19 protein-coding genes are annotated in these 17,809 nt (G+C 69.7%); 4 read left to right on the top strand and 15 right to left on the bottom strand.

Annotated features, from left to right (window positions below; genetic code table 11):
* The first annotated feature begins 119 nt into the window (after positions 1–119).
* Positions 120–1,949 carry an AMP-dependent synthetase/ligase gene (locus tag AXZ95_RS18030; RefSeq protein WP_018191387.1) on the top strand — a complete coding sequence of 610 codons (1,830 nt, stop codon included), beginning with the start codon at positions 120–122 and terminating at the stop codon, positions 1,947–1,949.
* 13 nt (positions 1,950–1,962) lie between these two features.
* On the opposite strand, the gene AXZ95_RS18025 is transcribed toward AXZ95_RS18030, so the two are convergent.
* The 5 genes from AXZ95_RS18025 to AXZ95_RS18005 form a co-directional block, all read right to left on the bottom strand.
* Positions 1,963–2,820: a hypothetical protein gene (locus AXZ95_RS18025; RefSeq protein WP_018191388.1), complete on the bottom strand. Its 858-nt coding sequence runs from the start codon at positions 2,818–2,820 to the stop codon at positions 1,963–1,965.
* Between the two features lie 248 nt (positions 2,821–3,068).
* Positions 3,069–3,914 (bottom strand): NAD(P)-dependent oxidoreductase, encoded by an 846-nt coding sequence (locus AXZ95_RS18020; protein WP_018191389.1) that lies wholly within the window; start codon positions 3,912–3,914, stop codon positions 3,069–3,071.
* A 35-nt stretch (positions 3,915–3,949) separates the two neighbouring features.
* Positions 3,950–4,441, bottom strand: a complete 492-nt coding sequence (gene def, locus AXZ95_RS18015) for a peptide deformylase (protein WP_018191390.1) — start codon at positions 4,439–4,441, stop codon at positions 3,950–3,952.
* 38 nt (positions 4,442–4,479) lie between these two features.
* Entirely contained in the window at positions 4,480–5,838 is a 1,359-nt protein-coding gene (locus AXZ95_RS18010) for a MinD/ParA family protein (RefSeq protein WP_018191391.1), read from the bottom strand.
* Between the two features lie 88 nt (positions 5,839–5,926).
* Positions 5,927–9,331: a pyruvate carboxylase gene (locus AXZ95_RS18005; RefSeq protein WP_018191392.1), complete on the bottom strand. Its 3,405-nt coding sequence runs from the start codon at positions 9,329–9,331 to the stop codon at positions 5,927–5,929.
* 79 nt (positions 9,332–9,410) lie between these two features.
* Here AXZ95_RS18005 and AXZ95_RS18000 point away from each other — a divergent pair, with 79 nt between their 5' ends.
* A complete protein-coding gene (locus tag AXZ95_RS18000; RefSeq protein WP_026307211.1) occupies positions 9,411–10,220 on the top strand; it encodes a ParA family protein in 810 nt (269 codons plus the stop codon).
* A gap of 114 nt (positions 10,221–10,334) precedes the next feature.
* Here the strand turns inward: AXZ95_RS18000 and AXZ95_RS17995 are convergent, their stop codons facing one another.
* The 8 genes from AXZ95_RS17995 to AXZ95_RS17960 all read right to left on the bottom strand — a co-directional run bounded on the left by AXZ95_RS17995 (position 10,335) and on the right by AXZ95_RS17960 (position 15,468).
* Positions 10,335–10,886 (bottom strand): MerR family transcriptional regulator, encoded by a 552-nt coding sequence (locus AXZ95_RS17995; protein WP_018191394.1) that lies wholly within the window; start codon positions 10,884–10,886, stop codon positions 10,335–10,337.
* A 132-nt stretch (positions 10,887–11,018) separates the two neighbouring features.
* Positions 11,019–11,711: a MerR family transcriptional regulator gene (locus tag AXZ95_RS17990; protein WP_018191395.1), complete on the bottom strand. Its 693-nt coding sequence runs from the start codon at positions 11,709–11,711 to the stop codon at positions 11,019–11,021.
* Positions 11,711–12,217, bottom strand: a complete 507-nt coding sequence (locus AXZ95_RS17985) for an FHA domain-containing protein (protein WP_018191396.1) — start codon at positions 12,215–12,217, stop codon at positions 11,711–11,713. Before AXZ95_RS17985 ends, AXZ95_RS17990 begins: the two co-directional genes overlap by 1 nt.
* Complete coding sequence (locus AXZ95_RS17980; protein ID WP_018191397.1) at positions 12,210–12,842, bottom strand: CDP-alcohol phosphatidyltransferase family protein; 633 nt, start codon at positions 12,840–12,842, stop codon at positions 12,210–12,212. The genes AXZ95_RS17985 and AXZ95_RS17980 overlap by 8 nt, the downstream gene beginning before the upstream one ends.
* A gap of 10 nt (positions 12,843–12,852) precedes the next feature.
* On the bottom strand, positions 12,853–13,683 hold the full coding sequence (locus tag AXZ95_RS17975; RefSeq protein WP_018191398.1) for a DUF72 domain-containing protein: 831 nt from the start codon (positions 13,681–13,683) through the stop codon (positions 12,853–12,855).
* On the bottom strand, positions 13,683–14,087 hold the full coding sequence (locus tag AXZ95_RS17970; RefSeq protein ID WP_018191399.1) for a S4 domain-containing protein: 405 nt from the start codon (positions 14,085–14,087) through the stop codon (positions 13,683–13,685). The genes AXZ95_RS17975 and AXZ95_RS17970 overlap by 1 nt, the downstream gene beginning before the upstream one ends.
* A gap of 1 nt (position 14,088) precedes the next feature.
* Positions 14,089–14,583, bottom strand: coding sequence for a hypothetical protein (locus AXZ95_RS17965; protein WP_018191400.1), 495 nt, complete (start codon positions 14,581–14,583; stop codon positions 14,089–14,091).
* A 42-nt stretch (positions 14,584–14,625) separates the two neighbouring features.
* On the bottom strand, positions 14,626–15,468 hold the full coding sequence (locus AXZ95_RS17960) for a DUF1295 domain-containing protein (protein ID WP_018191401.1): 843 nt from the start codon (positions 15,466–15,468) through the stop codon (positions 14,626–14,628).
* Positions 15,469–15,570: 102 nt separating this feature from the next.
* Between AXZ95_RS17960 and AXZ95_RS17955 the strand changes: the two genes are divergently transcribed.
* Positions 15,571–15,870, top strand: coding sequence for a hypothetical protein (locus tag AXZ95_RS17955; RefSeq protein ID WP_018191402.1), 300 nt, complete (start codon positions 15,571–15,573; stop codon positions 15,868–15,870).
* A gap of 10 nt (positions 15,871–15,880) precedes the next feature.
* Here the strand turns inward: AXZ95_RS17955 and AXZ95_RS17950 are convergent, their stop codons facing one another.
* Positions 15,881–16,270, bottom strand: a complete 390-nt coding sequence (locus AXZ95_RS17950; RefSeq protein ID WP_018191403.1) for a VOC family protein — start codon at positions 16,268–16,270, stop codon at positions 15,881–15,883.
* Between the two features lie 45 nt (positions 16,271–16,315).
* Positions 16,316–17,263: a nuclease-related domain-containing protein gene (locus tag AXZ95_RS17945; protein WP_018191404.1), complete on the bottom strand. Its 948-nt coding sequence runs from the start codon at positions 17,261–17,263 to the stop codon at positions 16,316–16,318.
* Positions 17,264–17,410: 147 nt separating this feature from the next.
* On the opposite strand from AXZ95_RS17945, the gene AXZ95_RS17940 reads away from it, so the two are divergent.
* Positions 17,411–17,791 (top strand): glyoxalase superfamily protein, encoded by a 381-nt coding sequence (locus AXZ95_RS17940; RefSeq protein WP_018191405.1) that lies wholly within the window; start codon positions 17,411–17,413, stop codon positions 17,789–17,791.
* The last annotated feature ends 18 nt before the right edge of the window (positions 17,792–17,809 follow it).

Below are 17,809 nucleotides of genomic sequence, written 5' to 3'. Positions count from 1 at the left end.
AGAGGGGCGGTCGAGCCGGGTCTCGGGCGAGCCGTGGCGGGACCATCTAGAGTGTAATCAACCGAATCGCCCCGAGCCATTCGGCCGCACGCCCGCCCACCGGTATCGAGGGAGCTACCGTGAAACAGATCCTTACCCCCGCGATCGTCCCGGCTGACCCGGACGCCAACGCCACCGACCTGCTCGTCGACCGCGTTGCGCAGACGCCGGACCAGCCGCTGTTCAGCCTCCCGGACGGTGACGGCTGGCGCGACATCACGGCGGCGGAGTTCCACCGCCAGGTGATCGCCCTCGCCAAGGGCCTGGTCGCCGCCGGCATCGAGCCCGGCGACAAGATCGGGCTGATGTCGAAGACCCGATACGAGTGGACTCTCATCGACTTCGCCGTGTGGTTCGCCGGCGCGGTGCTCGTTCCCATCTACGAGACGTCCTCCCCCACCCAGATCCAGTGGAACATGTCCGACTCCGGCGCGATGGCGGTGTTCCTGGAGAACGCCGAGATGCACGCGCGCTTCGACGAGGTGCACCCCGAGCTCCCCGACATCCGCACCGTCTGGCAGCTGCACCTCGGCGACCTCGACAAGCTCGCCGCCGCTGGCGTCGACGTGCCCGACGAGGAGATCGAGCGTCGCCGCCGCATCGCCAAGGGCTCCGACATCGGCACGCTGATCTACACCTCCGGCTCGACCGGACGGCCGAAGGGATGCGTTCTCACGCACTCGAACTTCGTCGAGCTCTCGCGGAACTCGGCCGAGGCCCTCAAGCAGGTCGTGCAGCAGCCGGGTGGCGCATCCACTCTGCTCTTCATCACCACCGCGCACGTCTTCGCCCGCTTCATCGCCGTGCTCTGCGTCACCGGCGGCGTCAAGGTCGGCCACCAGGCCGACACCAAGCAGCTGCTGCCTGCGCTGGCGAGCTTCAAGCCGACGTTCCTGCTGGCGGTGCCGCGCGTTTTCGAGAAGGTCTACAACTCGGCCGAGCAGAAGGCGGAGTCCGGTGGCCGCGGCAAGATCTTCCGTGCCGCCGCGGAGGTCGCGGTCGAGCACTCGAAGGCCGTCGAGGCGGGCTCGGTGCCGTTCGGACTGAAGCTCAAGTTCGCCCTTTACGACCGGCTGGTCTATTCGAAGCTCCGTGCCGCGATGGGCGGCCGCGTGAAGTTCGCGGTGTCGGGCTCCGCACCGCTCGGGTCGCACCTCGGCCACTTCTATCACAGCCTCGGCATCAAGGTCCTGGAAGGATACGGGCTCACCGAGACCACGGCGCCCGCGACCGTGAACCGGCCGGACACGTTCCGGATCGGCACGGTCGGACCGGCGCTCCCGGGCGTCGACCTGCGTCTCGCCGACGACGGCGAGATCGAGGTGCGCGGCATCAACGTCTTCAAGGAGTACTGGAAGAACCCGGAGGCGACGGCTGCGGCGTTCGACGACGGCTGGTTCAAGACCGGCGACCTCGGTTCGTTCGACGAGGACGGCTTCCTCACGATCACCGGACGCAAGAAGGAGATCATCGTCACGGCCGGTGGCAAGAACGTCTCCCCCGCCGCGCTCGAGGACCCCATCCGCTCGAACCCGCTCGTGAGCCAGGTGATCGTGGTGGGCGACCAGAAGCCGTTCATCTCCGCCCTCATCACCCTCGACACCGAAATGCTGCCCACGTGGCTCGCCAACAACGGCGAGGACAAGGACATGACCCTCGCCGAGGCGTCGGTCAATCCGGCCGTCCACGCCGAGATCCAGCGCGCCATCGACCACGCCAACGCCGGCGTCTCGCGCGCCGAGAGCGTCCGCAAGTTCGTGGTGCTCGCGACGGAGCTGAGCGAGGCGAGCGGCCACCTGACGCCCAAGATGAGCATCAAGCGCAACGTCATCCTCGCCGACTTCGCGGACGTGATCGACGGCATCTACAGCGACAACCCCCGCACCGAGGGCTTCTCCCTCGCCCACTGACCCCTCGTCTCGTTCACGATTTGCGCCAAATCTCGGTTTTAGGCGTCGCAATACCGAGATTTGGCGCAAATCGTTGGAGGCGCTCGACGAACGCGGAGCGGTCGGCGAAGAGGTCGTCGGCGGTGACCCTGAGCACCCGCCAGCCTGCCGCCACGAGAAGGTCGTGACGTTTGATGTCGAGGAACCACTGGCGCCTCTCGACCCGGTGTCCGTCTCCGTCGTACTCGAACGCGATGCGCTGGTCGGGAAGTGCAAGGTCCGGGTGCAGGACCCGGCCGTCGGCAACCAGGACGGGCTCGTTCACCCTGAGGCCCGTGATGCCGAGCTCCTCCAGGAACAGGCGCAGCAAGCTCTCCGGGCGGGAGTCGGTTCCGAACCGGATGCGGGACAGAGCCCAGGCGCGCGCCTTGCCTCCTTTCGTCCGGCGAACGCGGGCGGATGTCTCCGCCAACTGATCGATCGTGACGATCGGAGGGCGGTTTCGCGCGCCGACGAGATGGTCGCCGGCAGCGACGAGATCGGTCGGCCCGAGCATCCCGGAGAGCTGGCACCAAACATGAGCGGGCACGGACACCGGAAGGCCGCTGACGTCCATCCCTTCGATCGCTCGCAGACTGTGCCCGGTCACCCCTCGACCGTGCGGGGCTGTGCGTGGAGAGAGCACCGACACGTGCAAGGGGCGACGAGGCGCATCAGCCCGCAACGGGATGCCGAGGAGTTCAGCGGCCGTGGTGTGACTGAAGAACGCATGCATCGGCATGACGCGCAGGTACGCCCGACACAGCTCCTGCAGCTCACCTGGACCGTACGACAGATTCACGCCGTGAAACGGATGGTGGATGTCGCCGGCGCGCAAGCGCAACGCGTCCACGCCGTGCCGTTGTGCCTGCGACAGAGTGAAAGGGACACCGACGAGCGGTCGTGGGAGGGGTGGTGGGGTTCGCATCCCGTCATCATGGCGAACACGCCCGCCGCAGGACCCTGCAGCCCGCCGATCTGTGGACAGCGCGCGTTCTCCACAACCGCGCCGCGGATCGAGATTTGCGCCAAATCGCGGTTTTGACGCCCCCATAACCGAGATTTGGCGCAAATCTCAGGAAGGGCGGACGCGACGGCGGGTCAGACCTCGTCGCGCCAGGAGTGCGTGGGGGCGTAGCCGAGGACGCGGCGGGCCTTGTCGATCGACAGGAGGGTGTCGTTGACGCCGAGCTCGCGCTTCAGCGGCACACCGGGGAACACCTCGGCGACGAGCTCGTCGTTGGGGCGGCTCATCACGGTGTCGGCGGCGGCGATGATGAAGCGGTCGAAACCGGTCGTGTCCCACTCCAGCGCGCGGCGGATGGCCTGGGCGCCGTCCCGCGCGTCGATGTAGCCCCACAGGTTCCACTTGCGCGCCCACGGGTCGTCGTCGAACGCCGGGAATGCCGCGTAGTCCTCCGGGTCCATCACGTTCGAGAAGCGCAGCGCCACGATCTTCAGCGCAGGATCCCAGCGCACCAGCTCGATCGCCATCTGCTCCTCGAGGTGCTTCACCAAAGAGTAGGTGCTCTCCGGCCGGGCCGGGTAGTCCTCGTCGACGGGGATGTACGGCGGCGGCACGTCGAACGGCAGGCCCAGCACGGTCTCGCTCGACGCGTAGACGACATTCCGGATGCCCGCGCGGCGCGCGGCCTGGAACACGTTGTACGTGACCCGGATGTTGTTGTGGAAGGTCGCGACGTCGCTCAGGATCCCCGGCGCCGGGATGGCCGCCAGGTGCACGATCGCGTCGAAGCCGTCGTGCTTGTCGTTGACGCCGAAGATCGCATCGACCGTCTGCCCGTAGTCGGTGAGGTCGACGCGGACGAAACCAGGACCGCGCTCCCCCACCGCGTCGAGGGAGACGACGACGTCTCCCGACTTCCGCAGCTCGCGCACGACAGTGCGTCCGAGCTTGCCCGATCCTCCGGTGACCGCGATTCGCATGCGGCCAGTCTACGAGTACCGCGGGCGGCGAGGCGTCAGAACCAGTCCGACTCGCGGACCTGCTTCATCGCCTCGCGGCGGCTCTCCTTGTCCAGCCGGTCGAGGTAGAGCTTGCCGTCGAGGTGGTCGGTCTCGTGCTGCAGGGCCTGCGCGAGCACACCGGTGCCGGAGACCTCGATCTCGTTGCCGTCGAGGTCGATGCCCGTCACCCGGGCGAACGGGTAGCGCAGCGTCTTGAACCAGAGACCGGGCACCGAGAGGCAGCCCTCGTCCATCAGCTCCGGCTCCCCCGACACCTCGACGAGCACGGGATTGATGACGTACCCGACCTTCCCGTCGACGTTGTAGCTGAACGCGCGCTCGTTGACGCCGATCTGCGGAGCTGCGACGCCGGCGCGGCCCGGCGGGAGCACGCTGTCCACCAAGTCCTCGACCAGCCCGCGCACGCCGTCGTCGATCTCGCCGATCGGATCGGACGGGGTCTTCAGGACGGGGTCGCCGAACAGGCGGATCTGACGCTCGGTCACAGGTGCTCCTCGGTGGATCGGGCGGACGGTCGGGATGCTCAGTCGCGCTCCGCGGGCAGGCCCTCGACGACGAGGGCGGCCAGCGTGCGTGCCGAGAGGCGGGTCAGCGGCTTGAGGTCCTTCCACGACACCACCGAGCCGGCAGCCAGTTGCGGGTCGTACGGGACACGGACGATCTCGCGGACGCGCGAGCGGAAGTGCGCCTCGATCTCCTCCAGCTTCACCAGGTTCGTGGCGTGCGTGGCGGTGTTCAGCGCGACGACGGCGTTGCGGACGAGTTCGCCGTAGCCGTTCGCCTCCAGCCAGGTGAGCGTCTCGGAGGCCAGGCGCGCCTCATCCACACTGCCGCCGGACACGATGACGAGCGAATCCGCCCGCTGCAGGGTCGCGCGCATGACCGAGTGGACGATACCGGTTCCGCAGTCGGTGAGCACGATCGAGTAGAACCGTGCGGAGAGGTCGGCGACGACGTTGTAGTCGTTCTCGTCGAACGCCTCCGAGAGCATGGGGTCGGTGTCGGACGCGAGGATGTCGAGCCGCGTCTCGTCGCGCGAGACCAGTGCCGAGAAGTCGGTGAAGCCGCCGATGCTCGCCGCCTTGTGCACCACGTCCCGCACGGTGGAACGCGTCTGGCGCGGAACCCGCTCCGACAGCGTCCCGCGGTCCGGGTTCGCGTCGATTGCGATGATGCGGTCCTCGCGGGCCGACGCCAGCGCCATCCCGAGCAGCGTGGTGACCGTGGTCTTGCCCACGCCGCCCTTACGGGTCAGCACGGGCACGAAACGTGCGCCGCCCTCGAAGTGCTTCTGGATGCGATGGTCGAGCTCCTTGCGCGCGCGCACCTTGGCCGAGTCGCCCAGGTTCACGGTGCGGAAGGTGACGTTGTAGACGAAGCGCTGCCACGGTCCCTCCGGGCCGGGACGCGTCTTGCGGTTGACCTCGAGGAGGCGGTCCGCGGTCAGCATCGCGGCCGGCTCGGGCTGTCCGGACTGCTCGCCGCGGAGCCGATCGCGGCGGGAGCCGGCGAACGCATCGGACGCGGGCAGCGGGGGCACGTCGGCGGCGGGAGCCGATGCACCCTCCGGAGGCTCGGGCGTCGACGCGAGACGCGAGGCGACGATGGCGACCGACATGGTGGTCGGCTCGGCGGGCGACGCGACGAATCCCGGGTCGACCGGGACCTCGTCGATCGCGACGGCGGCCTCGTCCTCCGGGATCTCGCGCGGCGGCGTCGGCGGGAGGTCGACGGCGATGCTCAGCGTCGACTCCACATCCAGCGTCGGCTCGCGCGACGATGTCGGCTCGAACGAGCGCGCGGGCGTCAGCTCGTCATCCGCGGGCACGAGGTCGCGCGGGGCGCGCTCCTCGGGCGCGTCGGCGTCGGACCTGTCAGCCACGTCGTCTCGTCCTCCTTCTGCCGCGGGAGTGTCCCGCCGACTCGTCATTGTAGGCCGCCCCGGGCCGGGGCGGCCGATCAGCGCCCGCTCAGGCGGGCTGGATCACCACGAGCAGGTCGCCCGCGTCGACCTGCTGGGTCTTCGGGATGGCGAGCCGCTCGATGGTCCCCGCGATCGGGGCCGTGATGGCGGCCTCCATCTTCATCGCCTCGATGGAGGCGACCGCCTGGCCCGCGGCGACCGTGTCGCCGACCGCGACCTGGAGGGTGACGACGCCGGAGAACGGCGCGGCCACCTGGCCCGGGTTCGCGGAGTCGGCCTTCTCGGCCGCCTTGGTCTCGACGACGATGCTGCGGTCGCGCACGAACACCGGCCGCAACTGGCCGTTGAGCGTGGTCATGACCGTGCGCATGCCCTTCTCGTCCGCCTCGCCGATGGCCTCCAGACCGACGTACAGGCGCACGCCGCGGCTGAACTCGATGACGTGCTCGGAGCCCTGCTTGAGCCCGTACAGGTAGTCGAGCGTGTCGACGACGGAGAGGTCGCCGAACAGCTCGCGCATCTGCTCGTAGATGCGGGTGGGAGCCGGGAACAGGAGGCGGTTGAGGGTCGCGCGACGCTCCTCGCTCGACCCCTCGAGCGCGCTGCGGTCGTCGGCCGAGAGGTCCTCGACGCCGACCTTGACCGTCTTGCCCGCGAGCACCTTCGTGCGGAACGGCTCCGGCCATCCACCCGGCAGCTCGCCCAGCTCGCCCGCCATGAAGCCGACCACCGAGTCCGGGATGTCGTAGTTCTGCGGGTTCTCGGCGAAGTCGTCCGGGTCGGCCTTGACCGCCGCGAGGTGCAGGGCCAGGTCGCCGACGACCTTCGAGGACGGCGTCACCTTCGGGATGCGGCCCAGGATGCGGTTGGCCGCCGCGTACATGTCCTCGACGAGCTCGAAGTCCTCCGCCAGGCCCAGCGCCTTCGCCTGCTGACGCAGGTTGGAGAGCTGACCGCCGGGGATCTCGTGCTTGTAGACGCGCCCCGTGGGGCCGGGCAGACCCGACTCGAACGGGCGGTAGACCTGGCGCACGGCCTCCCAGTACGGCTCGAGGTCCTCGACCGCGGTGAGGGAGATGCCGGTGTCGCGCTCGGTGTGGGCGAGGGCGGCCACCAGGGCGGAGGCGCTCGGCTGGCTGGTGGTTCCGGCCATGGGGGCGCTGGCCACATCCACCGCGTCCGCACCCGCGCGCGAGGCGGCGAGCAGCGTGGCGAGCTGGCCGCCGGGGGTGTCGTGGGTGTGCACGTGGACCGGGAGGTCGAACCGCTCGCGGAAGGCGGCGACGAGCTTCTCGGCGGCCGACGGACGCAGCAGTCCGGCCATGTCCTTGATGGCGAGGATGTGCGCGCCCGACTCGACGATCTGCTCGGCGAGGCGGAGGTAGTAGTCGAGCGTGTACAGGTCTTCCGCCGGGTCGAGCAGGTCGCCGGTGTAGCAGACCGCCACCTCGGCGATCGCCGAGCCCGTTGCGAGCACGGACTCGATGGCCGGGCGCATCTGCGACACATCGTTGAGGGCGTCGAAGATGCGGAAGATGTCCACACCGGTCGCGGCGGCCTCCTGCACGAAGGCGTCGGTCACCTGCGTCGGGTACGGCGTGTACCCGACGGTGTTGCGACCGCGCAGCAGCATCTGGATGTTGATGTTCGGCAGTGCCTCGCGGAGCGTTGCGAGACGCTCCCACGGGTCCTCGCCGAGGAAGCGGAGCGCGACGTCGTAGGTCGCGCCGCCCCAGGCCTCCACCGAGAGGAGCTCCGGCGTCATCCGGGCGACATAGGGGGCGACGGCGACCAGGTCGCGGGTGCGGACGCGCGTGGCCAGCAGCGACTGGTGCGCGTCGCGGAAGGTGGTCTCCGTGACCGCGAGCGCCTTCTGCGCACGCAAGGCCTCCGCGAACCCGGCCGGGCCGAGCTCGAGGAGGCGCTGGCGCGAGCCCGCGGGGGCCGGCGCGCTCAGGTCGATCTTCGGCAGCTTCTCCGCCGGGTCGGCGCTGAGCGGGCGCGGGCCGTTGGGCTGGTTCACGGTGACATCGGCGAGCCAGTTGAGCACCTTCGTGCCGCGGTCCTTCGACGCACGGCCCTTGAACAGCTCCGGACGCTCCTCGATGAAGGAGGTGGAGACGTTGCCGGCGATGAAGTCCGGGTCCTCCATGACCGCCTGCAGGAACGGGATGTTCGTGGCGACACCGCGCACACGGAACTCGGCCAGCGCGCGGCGGGCGCGCAGCACGGCGGCCGGGAAGTCGCGTCCGCGACAGATGAGCTTCGCCAGCATGGAGTCGAAGTGCGGGCTGATCTGCGCGCCAGGGTTGATCGTGCCGCCGTCGAGGCGGATGCCCGCACCGCCCGGAGAGCGGTAGGTCGTGATCTTCCCAGTGTCGGGGCGGAAGCCGGCCGTCGGGTCCTCCGTGGTGATGCGGCACTGCAGCGCCGCACCCCGGATCTGGACCGTGTCCTGGCTGAGTCCGAGGTCGGCCAGCGTCTCGCCCGCCGCGATGCGGATCTGCGACTGGACGAGGTCGACGTCGGTGATCTCCTCGGTGACCGTGTGCTCCACCTGGATGCGCGGGTTCATCTCGATGAACACGTGCTGTCCGGCGCGCTCGCCCGCGGTGTCGAGCAGGAACTCCACCGTCCCCGCGTTCTCGTAGCCGATGGAGCGGGCGAACGCGACGGCGTCGCGGTACAGCGACTGACGGATGTCCTCCGACAGGTTCGGCGCCGGAGCGATCTCGACGACCTTCTGGTGGCGGCGCTGCACCGAGCAGTCGCGTTCGAACAGGTGCATCGTCTCGCCCGTGCCGTCGGCGAGGATCTGCACCTCGATGTGACGCGGGCGGAGCACGGCCTGCTCCAGGAACATCGTGGGGTCGCCGAAGGCGCTGTCCGCCTCGCGCATGGCCTCCTCGAGCGCCGGACGCAGCTCGTCCTTGCTGCTGACCCGGCGCATCCCGCGGCCACCGCCGCCGGCGACCGCCTTCGCGAAGATGGGGAAGCCGATCGCGTCGGCGCCCGCGAGAAGCTCGTCGATGTCGCGCGACGGCGGGGTGGACTTGAGGACGGGGACGCCCGCGGCGATCGCGTGCTCCTTCGCCGTGACCTTGTTCCCGGCCATCTCGAGCACGGAGGCGGACGGGCCGATGAAGGTGATGCCGGCGGCGCGAGCCGCCTCGGCCAGGTCCGGGTTCTCGGACAGGAAACCGTAGCCGGGGTAGATGGCGTCCGCGCCGGACTCCTTCGCGACGCGGATGATCTCGTCCACATCCAGGTAGGCGCGGACCGGGTGGCCCGGCTCGCCGATCTGGTAGGCCTCGTCAGCCTTCAAGCGGTGCATCGAGTTGCGATCTTCGTACGGGAAGACGGCGACCGTTTCGGCGCCGAGCTCGTACGCGGCCCGGAAGGCTCGGATGGCGATTTCACCGCGGTTGGCAACGAGGATCTTTCGGAACATGGGGACCTTTCGAGCAGGGGTCGACACCACACAGCAAACGGTTAGGTTCTCTAAGACTAGTGAAGGTAACGTGGCTCTCGTGCACGTACTCAGCGTTAGCTCCCTCAAGGGCGGTGTCGGAAAGACGACGGTGACGCTCGGTCTGGCGTCGGCGGCGTTCGCGAAGGGCCTCCGGACGCTGGTGGTGGACCTCGATCCGCAATCGGATGTCTCGACCGGCATGGACATCCAGGTCGCCGGTCACCTCAACGTCGCCGATGTGCTCGCGTCGCCCAAGGAGAAGATCGTGCGCGCCGCGATCGCCCCTTCCGGCTGGACGAAGGGCCGTTCCGGCACGATCGACGTCATGATCGGCAGCCCGTCCGCGATCAACTTCGACGGACCGCACCCGAGCATCCGCGACATCTGGAAGCTCGAGGAGGCGCTCGCCAACGTCGAGCACGACTACGAGCTGGTCCTCATCGACTGCGCCCCGTCGCTCAACGCGCTCACCCGCACGGCATGGGCCGCGAGCGACCGTGTGGCCGTCGTGACCGAGCCTGGCCTGTTCTCCGTCGCCGCCGCCGACCGCGCGCTGCGTGCGATCGAGGAGATCCGCCGCGGGCTCTCGCCGCGCCTCCAGCCGCTCGGCATCATCGTGAACCGCGCGCGTGTCCAGTCGCTCGAGCACCAGTTCCGCATCAAGGAGCTGCGCGACATGTTCGGGCCGCTCGTGCTGTCGCCCCAGCTGCCGGAGCGCACGTCGCTGCAGCAGGCGCAGGGCGCGGCGAAGCCGCTGCACGTCTGGCCGGGCGAGAGCGCTCAGGAGATGGCGCACAACTTCGACCTGCTGCTGGAGCGTGTGCTGCGCACTGCCCGCATCGGCGAGTACGCGACCGCCCAGTCCTGACCCGGGCTCACCCCTCCCGTCGAGTCCGCACGAATTGCACGCTTTCGCCGTCCGGAGCGTGCAATTTTTGCGTACTCGACGGGGGGTGGAGAGCGCGGAGGGAGCGCGGAGGGTTTAGGAGGCGCGGGTGCGCGCGGCGCGACGGGCGGCTAGCTCGTCCATGGCGTCGGTCTGCGTGTCCAGCTCGACGAGGCTCGACTCGACCTCGCGCAGCACCTTGCCGACGGCGATGCCGAAGACGCCCTGCCCGCGGCTGACCAGGTCGATGACCTCGTCGTTCGAGGTGCAGAGGTAGACGCTCGCGCCGTCGCTCATCAGCGTCGTCTGGGCGAGGTCGTTCACGCCCGACTCGCGCAGCTGGTTGACCGCCGTGCGGATCTGCTGCAGCGAGATGCCGGTGTCGAGAAGGCGCTTCACGAGCTTGAGCACGAGGATGTCGCGGAAGCCGTACAGGCGCTGCGAACCGGAACCCGCGGCACCACGGACGGTCGGCTCGACCAGTCCGGTGCGCGCCCAGTAGTCCAGCTGGCGGTACGAGATGCCGGCCGCGCGGGCGGCGACCGCACCGCGGTAACCGTTCACGTCGTCCATCTCGGGGAGGCCGTCGGTGAAGAGGAGTCCGAGGTCGTACCGGGCGACGCCGTCTTCACGACTCAGTTCGCTCATGTTGTTCGCCTCTCACCCCGGGTTGTGGATCGCGCGTCGCATCCGCGTCGCTTCATCCACGGTACCCATGCGGCGGTCGCCGGGCAACGACATCCGCCCTTTCGGTTTCGGCGTGTCGAGGCACCGGCGCCGTCACGGACGCAGCCGGGCGATGGATGAGCGGATGATGCTGCCGCGCACCACGTCGAGCTGCGCCGCGATCTCCCGGGCGAGTTCGGCGGTGCGGGCCTTGCTGCTCACGTCGTTGCGGCGCGCGATGGGGACGAGCGCGGTCTCGATCAGCCCGATCTCGCGCTCGGCCGCTGCGCGGAAACCGCGAAGATGCCGCGGCTCGATCCCGCTGCGGCGGAGCTCGGCAAGGGCGCGGAGCACGGTCAGCGCTTCGTCGCCGTACACGTCGGAGGCCGGGAGCAGCGAGGCGCTCACGGCATCCTGCAGCAGTTCCGCGTCGGCGCCGGCCTCGCGCAACAGCTCGTCACGCCGGTACCGCCGGGTGCCGGCGAGGATGGACCCCGCGGGCGCGGTGCCAGGGAACGCCGGATCGAGCCCCGCATCCAGGTCGGCGAAGTACTTCTTGATGACCTTCAGCGGGAGGTAGTGGTCGCGCTGCATGGCGAGCACGGCGCGCAGCCGCTCCACATCGGCCGGCGAGAACTTGCGGTACCCCGAGGCCGTGCGGGCCGGCGACACCAGCCCGCGCTCCTCCAGGAAGCGCAGCTTCGACGACGACAGGTCCGGGAACTCGGGAGTGAGCCGCGCGAGGACCTGGCCGATGCTGAGCAGGGCCGGAGCGCCGTCGGCGGCCCTGGTGGCCGGCCGGGCCACTAGCCGTTCGCCGCTGCGGCGAGGTCGTGACGCGAGGCGTAGAAGGTGAGGCGGAACTTGCCGATCTGCACCTCGGCCGAGTCGGAGAGGAGCGCGCTCTCGATCCGGACGCCGTCGTAGTACGTCCCGTTCAGAGAGCCCAGGTCGCGGACCTCGAACGAGGTGCCGCGGCGGGTGAACTCCGCGTGACGACGCGAGACCGTCACGTCGTCGAGGAAGATGTCCGCGTTAGGATGGCGACCGGCCGTCGTGACGTCGGCATCGAGGAGGAAGCGGGCGCCCGAGTTCGGCCCCCGTCGCACGATCAGCAGGGCGGAGCCGGACGGCAGGGCGGCGATGGCCTCCTGCTCCTCCGGCGACACCTCGCCCGAGGGGTACATCTTCGAGATGAACTCCTCGCCGAAACGCGCGGTCGTGTCCTCGTTGCCCGCCGCGTCCCGCAGGGGGCCCTTGGCGGCGTCGTCGGCTCCGTCGGCCGGGCCGTTCGGGTTAATGTCTTCAGGCACCGTCAACCTCCTTGCCGTCCAGCGTATCCGATCGCGGGCTCCTGTCATCGGCCGGAAGGCGGATTACCCGTGCCGTCTCCCGGATGTACACGATGCCGGCCCACCAGTAGAGGAACGCTCCCCACAGCGCGAAGGCCCAGCCGAGCGGCAGGGAGAAGGGGGCCAGCGGCTCGAACGCCTCACCCAGCATCAGCAGCGGGAGCGCCCAGAACAGGCAGAAGGTGGCCACTTTTCCCAGGTGGTGGACGGGAAGCGGCCCGAACCCGTGGTTCGCGAGGATGACGCCGAGGACGGCGAGCATCACATCCCGCGCCACGATGACGAGGAACAGCCACCAGGGGATGACCTCGCGCCAGCACAGGCCGATGAGCGCCGCGAAGATGTAGAGCCGGTCGGCGGCGGGGTCGAGCAGCTGCCCGAGACGGGACTCCTGGTGCAGGCGGCGAGCGAGGAAGCCGTCGAGGAAGTCGGTCACGCTGGAGAAGACCAGCACGAGGAGGGCGAGGCCGTCCTCCCCGACGATGATCAGCCACAGGAACACGGGGACCAGCGCGAGCCGGAAGAAGCTGAGCACGTTGGGGATCGTCCACACCCGCGAACTCACCACGGCGCTCTCACCCTGCACGCTCCCGAGTCTAGTGAGGACGCGGCGTCCACTCGGAAAGGCGGTCACGCAGGCCCATGGCATCGTAGGGGGCGCGCACCTTCACGTCGTTGTCGAAGTAGGCGTACACATCCCGGCCCTGGCCGAGGTGGATGCTGAGCTCCGCCGCCCAGCGGTCGAGCGACTCGTCGGTGTACCCGCTGGTGTACAGCTCCTCGTCGCCGTGCAGCCGCACGTAGACGAAGTCGGCGGTCGTGTCGCGGATGACCGGATAACGGCCGGCGGTGTCCGCAAGCACGATCGCTACCCCGTGTGCGCGGGCGAGCGCGGCGAACTCCGGGACGTCGAACGAGGCGTGGCGCACCTCCACCGCGTGCCGCAGCGGACGCTCCTCCCCCGCCGCCAGGTGGGTGCGGTCCTCCTTCAGCGTCGTCTCGCGGGCGAGCGCAGCCGCCTCGGTCGTGGTGCGCGGCAGCATGCCGAGGAACGCATCCACCTCCCCCGCCTCGAACTGCAGGGTCGGCGGCAGCTGCCACAGCAGCGGCCCGAGCTTCGGGCCGAGGGCGAGCACGCCGGAGGCGAAGAAGTTGGCGACGGCTCCCCTGGCGTTCTTCAGGCGCAGGATGTGGGTGATGTAGCGGCCGCCTTTGACCGAGAACACGAACTCGTCCGGTGTGCGCTCCGCCCACGTCCGATAGCTCGTCGGACGCTGCAACGAGTAGAAGCTGCCGTTGATCTCGATGGAGTCCAGCCGCTCGGCGGCGTACTCCAGCTCGAGGCGGTGCGGCAGCTTCGACGGGTAGAACACGCCTCGCCACGGGGCGTAGGTCCAGCCGGAGATGCCGATGCGCGCGAACGCCATCAGCGGCCCCGGAGCTGCTCGAGCAGTCGTCGTTCGCGCTTGGTCGGGCGTCCGGCGCCGCGCTCGCGCAGCACGGCGGCCGGTGCCTCGGTGCGCGGCGGGGGTGGCGGAGTGCGGTCCTCGAAGCAGTCGGCGGCCGCGGCGGCGCTCAGCCGCTTGGTGATCAGGCGGCGTGCGATGTAGATGCGCTCGACGCCGCCGACGAGCGCGCGCACCTCGTCGCCGACCTTCACCGGCTGGGCGGGCTTCGCGCGGTCGCCGTTCACCTTCAGGTGGCCCGCCTTGCACGCGTCGGAGGCCGCGGAGCGCGTCTTGAACAGCCGGACCGCCCAGGCCCACGAGTCGACGCGGACGCTGGAGCGGCCGCCGTCGGGCGGCGTCGCGTGCGGGGTGGAGCCGGCCATGTCAGGCCACCGGGACCGGGCGGCTCTCCGCCCGCTGCCCTTCCGGCGCCTGCTCCTCGTCCGCCAGCGATGCCTTCCACTTCACGAGGCTCCGGACCGTGCGACTGCGGTCGGATGCGAGCTTCTCCATCACATCCGCCGGGACGAAGTAGTTGACGGCCACCCAGCCGCGCACGGTCTCGGAGCGGTCGTCCGCGAGTTCACGCAGGATGTCGCACGGCGTCGCCTCGTTCTTCGCGACGCAGCCGCGCACTCCGTCGTCGGGGTCCTTCGCGAGCGTCGCGAACAGGTCCACCGGGGTGTTGTAGCTGCTTGCGACCGCCTCCCGGATCTTCGGATTCGGGTCGGACGCCAGCAACCTCAGGCGGCGGAGCTTGCTCTCCGTCACCTCGGGTGCCGGGTGCAGCGCGGCCGCCTCATCGGCGGTGAGCATGGCCGGCCGGTGGTTCCGCATGGCCTGGCGCTGGGCGGGGGTGTTGAACCGGATGCAGGACATGCCTCCACCGTAGCCCCGGTCGTCAGGCTCGCGCGGGGTGTGTCACCGCGATTCGGGCGACACGCGCGCCGCTCCGGCCCCGTGGCCGGGGAACCACGGGATCACCGGCGAGGTGCGCGCCTGGTACTCCGCGTACTCCGGGTAGCGCGACCGGCTGATGCTCTCGGTGAACACCGTCGAGCCGATGAACAGGCCGGTCAGCAGGAGCGGCCCGATGACCGTCCACTGCAGGAGGGATCCCGCGGCGACGCATCCGAACAGGAAGAGCACCCACCACTGCGCCTGCTCGAAGAAGAAGTTGGGATGACGTGAGAAGCGGAAGAGGCCGGACTGCAGGAAACGCGGCGACGGCTCGCGGCCGGCCGCCACCTCCAGCTTCTTCCAGCGGTGGAAGTTCCACTGCTGCTGGTCGGCGATCGTCTCGCCGGTGAGGAAGAAGAGGAACACGGCGGCGAGGATGACGTCGAGCGCATTCAGCGGCGTCCGGTGCTGGAACGCGGTCCAGGCGGGGAGGGCGATGAGGAGCAGCAGGATGTTCTGGTAGATCACGATGAAGAACAGGTTGAAGACCTGGAACGCCCCCGCGCCCATCCGCCCGCGCAGCACCACCCAGCGGTAGTCCTCTCCCCCGGGCGCGTAGCCGCCCTTCCGGGCGAAGTTGAAGGTGAGGCGTGCTCCCCACAGCGTCACCAGGATCGCCATGAGGTCGAGGCGCGCGTCGGCGAGGCCGGCCGCACCTGCGAAGACCCATACGTACACGACGGGCACGATCGACCAGATGCGATCCACCCAGGAGTGCTCGTTGGTGATGAGGGACAGCACCCAGGTCGCCAGGCAGGCGGCGGCCAGGATCCAAAGACAGACGATGAAGGGCTCCACGTGCACAGTGTAGAACTCCCGTGCGGCCGCCGTGACTTCGTCGGGATGCTGCTGAATGAAAGCCGAGGAGGACTCGAACTCTCAGCGCGACACGCCTAACGTGTCAGCGTGTCGATTTCCGGTCCCCACGCGTTCCGCGCCGTGCTCCTCCGTGACAACGGGGAGCCCGCGCGTACGCTCACGCTGCCCAGCGACGTGGATGTGCCGCCGAGCCGCATCCGCGTGCCGTCCGACTTCGTCGGCGCGTCGGCGTTCGACGTCTACGAGCTGGTCGACGACCGGTCATGGCCGGAGGAGGCGACGTTCCAGCTGGTGTCGACCGTCCCGCGTTCCACCGACGACCTTCCCGAGCACGAGCGCGACCTGCAGCAGAGCGGCGATCTCGACAGCGACGACGAGCGCGCCTGAGCCCGCGCCGTCAGTTCTGCAGCACCGAGATCACGTTGCCTGCGGGGTCGCGGAACCAGGCGATATCGGGTCCTTGGCCGGCCGCCCGGCCCCGGAGCACGCCTTTCTCGTCGGTCGGCAGCGACGGATCGTCGTAGATCGCCGTCGCCACCCCGCGGGAGTTGAGGTCGTCGACGGCAGCGTCGATGTCCTCCACGACGAGGTTCAGGATGGTGAACGTCGCCGGAGTGTGGTCGGGCTTCGGGTAGATGAACACGTGACCGCCGGAGGGAAGCTCGAGGTCGAGGTTGCCCATCGGGCCGTCGCTGATCGCGAGCCCGAGGGTGTCGCTGTAGAAGGATTTGGCCGCGGCGATGTCGTCGACGCTGAAGCCGCTGAAGATCTCGAGTGGGGTGACCATGGCGTCCACTCTGCTCGCGCCGGCCGCGCCGTGTCTAGAGCGGGTTCAGACGAACCGCACGGCCTCCTGCAGCCGGGTCCGCAGTTCGAACGCGCGGTCGACGCTCTCGCGCCCGGCCGCGTTGGCGCCGTCGCGGAGCAGCCGCGGGAGGAGCGACCGGCGCACGAGCATCGAGCCGCTCAGCCGGCCGCGCCGCACGACGTCGAAGGGCACGTCGAGGTCGTCGTCCGGCACCACGACGATGTACCCGGTGAACCGGACGCCGGCCTGCCGGCCGAAGCTCTTCGCCGCGTGGTACAGGTCGTGGAAGGGCTCCTCGTCGGGGCCGATGCCCTCGCCGACCACCTCGCCCTTGGCGAGCTTGACCGGAGCGCCCCAGTCCGCCGAGCGGATGGCGAACAGTCCGGCCGGACCGAGCACGATGTGGTCGATCTTCGCGTCGGTGGAGGGATGCACGGCCACGTCGTTCCAGATGGTGAAGCCGATGCCCAGCCCGGAGACGGCGCGTGCCGTCGCCTCCTCGGCGAGCGCGACCGCGAGCAGCTGGCGGATCTCGCGCGGCGCGGAGCGCACCAGGGCGGGATCGTACGGGTCGCGGTCGTCGGTGCCCCGGCCCATCCACTCGCGCATGAGAGAGAGGAAGCGCTCCCGCGATCGGCCGCCGGGATGCCCGTAGCTGCGGGCGCGGACGGTCGCGCCGCGCGACGTCCCGCGGGAGGTGTGGAAGGTCGCGCTGAACCCGCCGCCGGCGGAGTCGCCGGCCACCGCATCCACCGTGATGCTCTCGCCCCGGTCGTACCGTGCGCGGTCCTCCGGGTCGCCGATGAGCTCCCACGCCTGCTGGACGGCCTGGAACGCGGCCGCTGTGCCGCCGGTGTCGGGATGGGTCTCCCGCAGCAGACGTCGGTAGGCGCGCCGCAGGTCGTCGTGGCTCACATCCGGACGGACGCCGAGGACCTCGTAGGGGCTCGGGGCGGCCGGGGAGTCGCTCATCGCTGGGGCGTCGCTTTCGGTTCTGGCGGGGGCGGAGATTACGACGATAGCGCGCGCGACCGCGAAAATGCCGAAACCATATTGCGGCCGCAAACTGACCGCATCCCGCTCTAGCCTGGAATCAACCGATCACGAAAGGGTGTCACCATGACCATCACCGACTGGCGCATCGAGCTCATCATCCTCCCCGTCACGGACGTCGACCGGGCCAAGGCCTTCTACGTCGATGCGCTCGGCTGGAACGCCGACCACGATCAGCGGGTCTCGCCGGAGCTCCGCTTCGTGCAGATCACCCCTCCCGGTTCCGCGTGCTCGATCGCGTTCGGCGAGGGACTCACCGACATGGCGCCCGGCACGATGAAGGGCCTCCAGATCGTCGTGCCCGACGCCGACGAAGCCCTCGCGCACCTCACAGAGCACGGCGTCGAGGCGCGCGGCGTCGCCGACCTCGCCTGGGGACGCTTCGTCGACTTCACCGACCCCGACGGCAACGCCTGGACGCTGCAGCAGCTCCCGAAGCGCGACTAGCACGCTCTCCCTCTTCTC

The sequence above is a fragment of the Leifsonia sp. 115AMFTsu3.1 genome (assembly GCF_004362795.1).
Taxonomy (GTDB): domain Bacteria; phylum Actinomycetota; class Actinomycetes; order Actinomycetales; family Microbacteriaceae; genus Leifsonia.
The sequence above is the reverse complement of the archived record's forward strand: the minus strand, read 5'-3'. Positions and strand labels throughout refer to the sequence as shown.